A 6,597-nucleotide genomic window follows, 5' to 3' on the forward strand; every position below is an offset into this window, starting at 1 on the left:
ATCCGCTTTGCCCCGGACCGATTCCGCGCGCTCCTCGGCGGTGCGCACCGACAGCCGGGCCTCCACCTCCATGGCACGGGCCTCGGCCAGCGCCGCGGCGGCCTCTTCGCGCTCCTGCCCGGCGGTGTCGGTGCCCGCGTCGGCATCGGAATCCAGATCGGACTGCTCGGATTCGGCGTGCCGCAGCCGGCTTTCGAGTTCGGCCAGGGCCGTCAGGTTCTCGTCGCGCGCGGATTCGGCCTCGGCGCGCTGGGCCAGCAGCCGCTCGTATTCGGAGTGCGCGCTGCGCGCTGTCGCACCGAGGCGGCCCAGCCGGTCGTAGATCGCGACCAGCGCCTGATCGGATTCGTGCAATGCCAGCAATGCCTGGTCGACGGCCTGTTTGCGATCGTTCTGCTCGGCGAGCGCACCCGACAGCGCGGCCTCGACCTCTTCGGCCTGCCGCTGCCACGACACCAGTTCGGCGGCGGCGGCATCGATATCGGCCTGCACCTCGATCTGGCTCGGCGCGCGGTCCGAACCGCCGAGCACCCAGCCCGAACCGCTCAGATCGCCGTCGCGGGTCACCACCCGCAATTCCGGTCGGCTGGAGAGGATTTCGGCCGCCTGCGTCAGATCGTCGACGACCACGGTGCCGGCGGTGAGCGCCGCGACCGCACCGCGCAGCGGGTCCGGACAATCGATCACGTCCGCGAGCGGGCGCACTCCCGCGGGCAGGTCACCGATCTCGCCGTGGGGCTGCGCCGCACCGCCGTAGACGACGGCCGCGCGGCCACCGTCGGCGTCCTTGAGCGCCCGCACCGCCGCCTGCGCGGTGGGGTGTGCGTCCGCGGCGATGGCGTCGGCCAGCGGACCGAGCGCGGCGGCCACCGCGGCCTCGAATCCGCTGTGTACCCGCACCATTCCCGAGAGCCGGCCCTGCAATCCGTCGGCGCGGTTGTCCAGCAGCCAGGCGCCGCCGTCCTTGCGGGCCAATCCCATGGTCAGCGCCTCGATGCGGGCGGTCAGCGAGGCGACCTTCTTCCCCGCCTCGCGGTCGCCTTCGCGCAGTTCGGTCACCCGCGCATCGGCCAGCTCCAGCGCCTGGGCGGCGTGTTCGTAGGCGGCGTCGAGGCCTTCCTCACCGGCGTCGAGTTCGCTCAATTCGGTTTGCACGGACTCGAATTCGGCCTCGGCGGCATCACCGCGCTGCCGGGCGGCGGCCAGCGCCTCCGACAGCCGGGCGATATCGCCGTCGGCCGACTGGGCGCGGTGGCGCAGCGTGTCGACCTGCCCGGCCAGGCGGGCCAGGCCCTCGCGCCGATCGGCGATGGCGCGCACCGCGGCCAGGTGGGCCTGTTCGGCGGCCTTGGCGGCCTGTTCGCGGTCGAGCAGCTGATCGCGGGCGGCCTCCAGGGTCGCCGTGGCCACCTCGACCGCCTCGAGCAGTTCGGCCTCCTCGGCCTGCACCCGGTCCGCCTCGGCCTCGAGTTGTTCAGGGTCGCGGCCGGTGCCGGTGGGCTGTTCGATGGTGAGGTTGCGGGCCCGGTCGCGGGCGATCCGGATGGTCGCGTTGACCCGTTCCACCAGCGCCGACAGCTGGAACCAGGTCTGCGCGGCCGCCTCGGCGCCGGGCGTGAGCCGCGAGAGCTGGAATTCCTGCTGCGCCAGCGCCGCGTTCGCGGCATCCAATTCGGCCTGCACGGTGATCTGCTGTTCGCGCGCGAAGGCTTCCTTGCTCTGCTGACTTTCCAATTCGCGCCGGCGTGCCACCAGATCGTCGGCGGCCAATCGCAGCCGGGCATCGCGCAGTTCGGATTGGACGGTGGCCGCGCGCCGGGCCACCTCGGCCTGGCGGCCCAGCGGTTTGAGCTGGCGGCGCAGTTCGGTGGTGAGGTCGGTCAGACGGGCCAGATTCGCCTGCATCGCATCGAGTTTGCGGACCGCCTTCTCTTTGCGCTTGCGATGTTTGAGCACGCCCGCGGCCTCTTCGATGAAGGCGCGGCGGTCCTCGGGACGCGATTCCAGAATCGCCGAGAGCTGGCCCTGGCCGACGATGACGTGCATTTCCCGGCCGATACCGGAGTCGGACAGCAGTTCCTGGACATCCATCAACCGGCAGGAGTTGCCGTTGATCTCGTATTCACCGGCGCCGTCGCGGAACATCCGGCGGGTGATCGAGACCTCGGAGTAGTCGATGGGCAGCGCGCCGTCGGAATTGTCGATGGTCAGGGTGACTTCGGCGCGGCCCAGCGGCGCCCGTCCGGCGGTACCGGCGAAGATGACGTCCTGCATCTTCCCGCCGCGCAGCGCCTTGGCGCCCTGCTCCCCCATCACCCAGGTCAGCGCGTCGACGACGTTCGATTTGCCGGACCCGTTCGGCCCCACCACGCAGGTGATGCCGGGCTCGAGCCGCAGCGTCGTCGCGGACGCGAAGGATTTGAATCCCTTCAGCGTCAGACTCTTCAGGTGCACAGTCGGTCAGGCTACCCGGTCGGGGTGCGTTGCCGGTCGGATGCCGGGCGAACGTGTTCGCCCGGCATCCGCCGAATAGAGCCCGGAATCAGGCGGCGGTGACGGTCAGCGTGAAGTCGCTGGGCGAGCCGTCGGCGGAGCTGACGTAGATCTGGTAGTCGAGGCCGTCGGCCACGACCTCGGCGTGCGGGACGTCGGCCGCGATCGGACCTCCGATCAGCGGCGCCACGGTCACGCGGGCCTGGCCGTTGTTCGAGGTGATGTCGAAGATCAGCTTCTGCCCCCCGACCGATCCGATGGAGTAATTGGCGATCTTGTTCGCCACCACGGACCCCTGGCCGGTGACGGAGTTCTGGCCGGGCGCGATCGCCAGTCTCGTGACACCACCGCTGTCGATCGACGGCAGCGGCATCGGAGCTGCCGAGGCGACGCCGCCGGCGACCGCGAAGGTGGCGGCGGCGAGCAACGCGACCAGCACGGCCGGGACCGCCCGGACGAACACACGAAGCACTCGAGATGCGTACATGAGGGTCCATCTTTCCTCACACGAGGCTCCGAAATGCAAGTCCCCGCGCGTGTTTCGGACACACACGGCCCTGGCCCAGCCTGCGGCGGACCGTCTCGGCACACCGCCCGCTACCTCGATAAGTTAACGACCATTTGCGCTCGACCCAGAGTAAATGAGAAGGTAGAGGCCCGTTTATCGCACAAGGAGTTCTTCGTGAATCTGGACTGGTCGCCCACCGATCTGGCGTTTCGCGACGAGGTGCGGCGCTTCCTGGACGAGAATTTGACCCCGGAACTACGTCGCGCCGGTCAGCTCGCCACCAGCGTGTACCCGGATCACGAGGCCAGCATGCAGTGGCAGCACATCCTGCACGCCCGTGGCTGGGCGGCGCCGGCCTGGCCGGTCGCCCACGGCGGCTGTGACTGGAGCATGACGCAGCACTACATCTTCGATCGTGAATCCACCCTCGCGGGCGCGCCCGCACTCTCGCCGATGGGCATCCGGATGGTCGCGCACGCGATCATCGCCTTCGGCACCCCGGAGCAGAAGGACTACTTCCTGCCGCGCATCCTCACCGGCGAGGTGTTCTTCTGCCAGGGCTATTCCGAACCCGAGGCGGGCTCCGATCTGGCCTCGCTGACCATGGCCGCGGTCTCCGACGGCGACGATCTGGTGTGCACGGGTTCCAAGATCTGGACCACCCACGCCACCGAGGCCAACTGGATCTTCGCCCTGGTCCGCACCTCGAAACAGGAACGCAAACAGCAGGGCATCACCTTCGTGCTGATCCCGATGGACACCCCCGGCATCGAGATCCGCCCGCTGGTCATGACCTCCGGCGAGCAGGTGCAGAACCAGGTGTTCTTCGATGGTGTCCGGGTGTCGAAGTCCAACGTCATCGGCCGCATCGATGAGGGCTGGACGGTCGCCAAACATCTGCTGAACTTCGAGCGCGGCGGTTCGGCCTACGGCCCGGCGCTGCAGGTGCTGGCCGAATCGCTGGCCGGGCACGCGGCCGGACAGCCCGGTTTCGCCGGCGGCAGCCTGCTCGACGAACCAGCCTTCGCGGCGAAACTGGCCGATGCGCGGATCCGGGCCGACGTCCTCGAGATCCTGGAATACCGCACCATGTCGGCCATCTCGCGCGGTAAGGATCCGGGTCCGGCCGCGTCCACGATCAAGATCCTGGGCACCGAATTGAGCCAGCGGCTCACCGAATTGGCCTTCGAGGCCGCCGGCCCGCGCGGGCGCGCCTATCAGCCGCACGCCGCCATGCCGGGCGGTCCGGTCGCCGACTTCGTCGCGCCCGCCGACGGATATCTCAGCGGCGAACCGTGGCAGGCCGTCGCGCCGCTGCGGTACTTCAACGACCGCGCGGGCTCGATCTACGCGGGCAGCAACGAGATTCAGCGCAACATCATCGCCAAGGCAACCCTGGGACTGTGAGAGATGGACTTCGAATTCACTGCCGAACAGCAACTGCTCCGTGACACGGTCACCGAATTTCTCGCCGCCCGTTACGATCTGGAGAAAAGCCGGGCCGCGGCGCGGGTCGGCGCCGGCCATCAGCCGGAGATCTGGCGCGGCTTCGCCGAGGAGGTCGGCATTCTGGGGGCGAGCCTGCCCGAGAGTGTCGGCGGATTCGACGGCGGCGCCATCGAGACCATGATCATCGCCGAGGCGCTCGGCGGCGCCCTGGTCGTCGAACCCTATGTCGACACCGCCGTCCTGGGCGGCGGACTGCTGCGCCGCGCCGGCGGTGCGCGGGCCGAGGAACTGTTGCGCGGCATCGTCGACGGCTCGGTGATCACGGCCTTCGCCGCCCTGGAAGCCGACTCCGGGTACGACCCCGCACGCGTGGCCACGACCGCACGCCGCGACGGCGACGACTGGGTCCTCGACGGCGCCAAGGGGGTGGTGACCACCGCACCGCTGGCCACCCATCTGCTGGTGACCGCACGCACCGCCGACGCGGCCGGTCTGTCACTGTTCGTGGTGGCGGCCGACGCGGCCGGTCTCACGCAGCACCCCTATCGCACGATCGACGAACGCCGCGCGGCCGATCTGGTCCTCGACGGCGTCCGGGTCCCCGCCGACGCGCTGCTCGGTGCCGAGGGGGCGGCCGACGAGTCGGTCGAGCGGGCCATCGACGAGGCGATCGCCGCCATCTGCGCCGAGGCCGTGGGCGGAATGCGGCGGGTACTGGCCGACACCGTCGAATACAGCAAGCAGCGCCGCCAGTTCGGCGTGCCGATCGCCAGTTTCCAGGTGCTGCAGCACCGCATGGTCGATATGCACTTGGAGCTCGAACAAGCCGTGGCCGCCACCTATCTGGTGACGCTGAAACTCGACGCCGAACCGAAGGTCCGCGCCCGAGCCGCCGCGGCGGCCAAGGCCACCGTCGCCCGCGCCGCCGGGTTCATCGGCCAGCACGCGGTGCAACTGCACGGCGCGATGGGCATGACCGAGGAACTCGCGATCGGGCATTTCTTCAAGCGGCTCACCGCGATTCGCACCGAATGGGGTTCCGCGGATCAGCACATCGCCCGCTACGCCGCGCTCACGCGGGCCTGAGCGGCGCGCACCGATCGCCGGGGCCCGGTCCCATACCGCCGTCCCATACCGCCGACGCCCCGGACATGTTTTCGGCCGGAATCCGAATGGATTCCGGCCGAAAACGCGCCGGGGATGCCGGGCTCGCCCCGCCACCGTCGGGAGCGAACCCGCGCGATCATCGGTCCCGACGTGATCGGGTCACCCCACTCAGCGCAGGGGGGTGAAATCGCGCGAGGCGATATAGGTCGGCCGCTGATGCAGAGCCGAATACGGTTCTTCGAGAGTGTTCTCCACGCTGTTGAACACCAGGAAGACGTTCGAGCGCGCGAACGGCGTGATGTTGTTCGACGAGCCGTGCATGATGTTGGAATCGAACAGCAGCGCCGAACCGCGTGCGCCGGTGAACTGCGCGATGCCGTACTTGTCGGCCAGCTGGGCCAGATCCTCCTGCGCGGGCACACCGATCTGCTGCTCTCGCAACGATTCCCGGTAGTGCTCGTCGGGAGTCTCGCCCTGGCACGGCATGAACTGCCGGTGCGAGCCCGGCAGCAGCATCAGGCTGCCGTTGAACGGATAGTTGTCGGTCAGCGCGATCGACAGGCTCACCGCACGCGGTGAGGGCATCCCGTCCTCGGCGTGCCAGGTCTCGAAATCCGAATGCCAGTAGAACCCGGCGCCCTCGAAACCGGGCATGTAGTTCACCCGGCTCTGATGGATGTAGACCTCGGAACCGAGAATCTGGCGGGCCATCCCGACGATCCGCTCGTCGCGCACCAGCTCCGCCACCACGGCGCTGATCTTGTGCACCTCGAAGATCGAACGAACGCTGTTCGACTTCTTCTCGATGATCACCCGCTCGTCGGCACGCAACACCGGATCGGCGGCCAGCCGATCGATGTCGGTGGCGATATCGGCCACCTCCATCGGGGTCAGCAACTCGTCGATGATCGCGTACCCATCGGCATCGAAATTCTGCAGCTCCGGCGAGGTGACCGTGCCCCACACCGTGGGGTCGGTGCGCTCCACCGGCGGTACCGCTACGGCAGTTCTGGTCCGATAGCGGTCGATTCGACTCTCCG

The 6,597-nt window shown here is 68.9% G+C and carries 5 protein-coding genes; 2 read left to right on the plus strand and 3 right to left on the minus strand.

The features are described from left to right. Together smc and RJ03_RS17355 are read right to left on the minus strand one after the other, a co-directional pair. Window positions 1-2,454, minus strand: a 2,454-nt coding sequence (gene smc / locus RJ03_RS17350) for a chromosome segregation protein SMC (RefSeq protein ID WP_036503719.1), incomplete at its 3' end; no start/stop codon positions are given. Window positions 2,455-2,542: 88 nt separating this feature from the next. Then, window positions 2,543-2,965 carry a hypothetical protein gene (locus RJ03_RS17355; RefSeq protein WP_157122015.1) on the minus strand — a complete coding sequence of 141 codons (423 nt, stop codon included), beginning with the start codon at window positions 2,963-2,965 and terminating at the stop codon, window positions 2,543-2,545. A 210-nt stretch (window positions 2,966-3,175) separates the two neighbouring features. On the opposite strand from RJ03_RS17355, the gene RJ03_RS17360 reads away from it, so the two are divergent. Next, window positions 3,176-4,408: an acyl-CoA dehydrogenase family protein gene (locus tag RJ03_RS17360; protein ID WP_036503723.1), complete on the plus strand. Its 1,233-nt coding sequence runs from the start codon at window positions 3,176-3,178 to the stop codon at window positions 4,406-4,408. A gap of 3 nt (window positions 4,409-4,411) precedes the next feature. After that, entirely contained in the window at window positions 4,412-5,536 is a 1,125-nt protein-coding gene (locus RJ03_RS17365; RefSeq protein WP_036503725.1) for an acyl-CoA dehydrogenase family protein, read from the plus strand. Window positions 5,537-5,725: 189 nt separating this feature from the next. On the opposite strand, the gene thpD is transcribed toward RJ03_RS17365, so the two are convergent. Continuing rightward, window positions 5,726-6,597: ectoine hydroxylase (gene thpD, locus RJ03_RS17370; protein WP_036503726.1), on the minus strand; the 872-nt coding region annotated here is incomplete at its 5' end.

This window comes from Nocardia aobensis NBRC 100429, from assembly GCF_000308375.1.
Taxonomy (GTDB): domain Bacteria; phylum Actinomycetota; class Actinomycetes; order Mycobacteriales; family Mycobacteriaceae; genus Nocardia; species Nocardia aobensis.

What these genes read in the sequence shown, in the direction of transcription:
- RJ03_RS17365 (WP_036503725.1), top strand. Translation starts at nt 4,412, where the DNA reads ATGGACTTCGAATTCACTGCCGAACAGCAACTGCTCCGTGACACGGTC.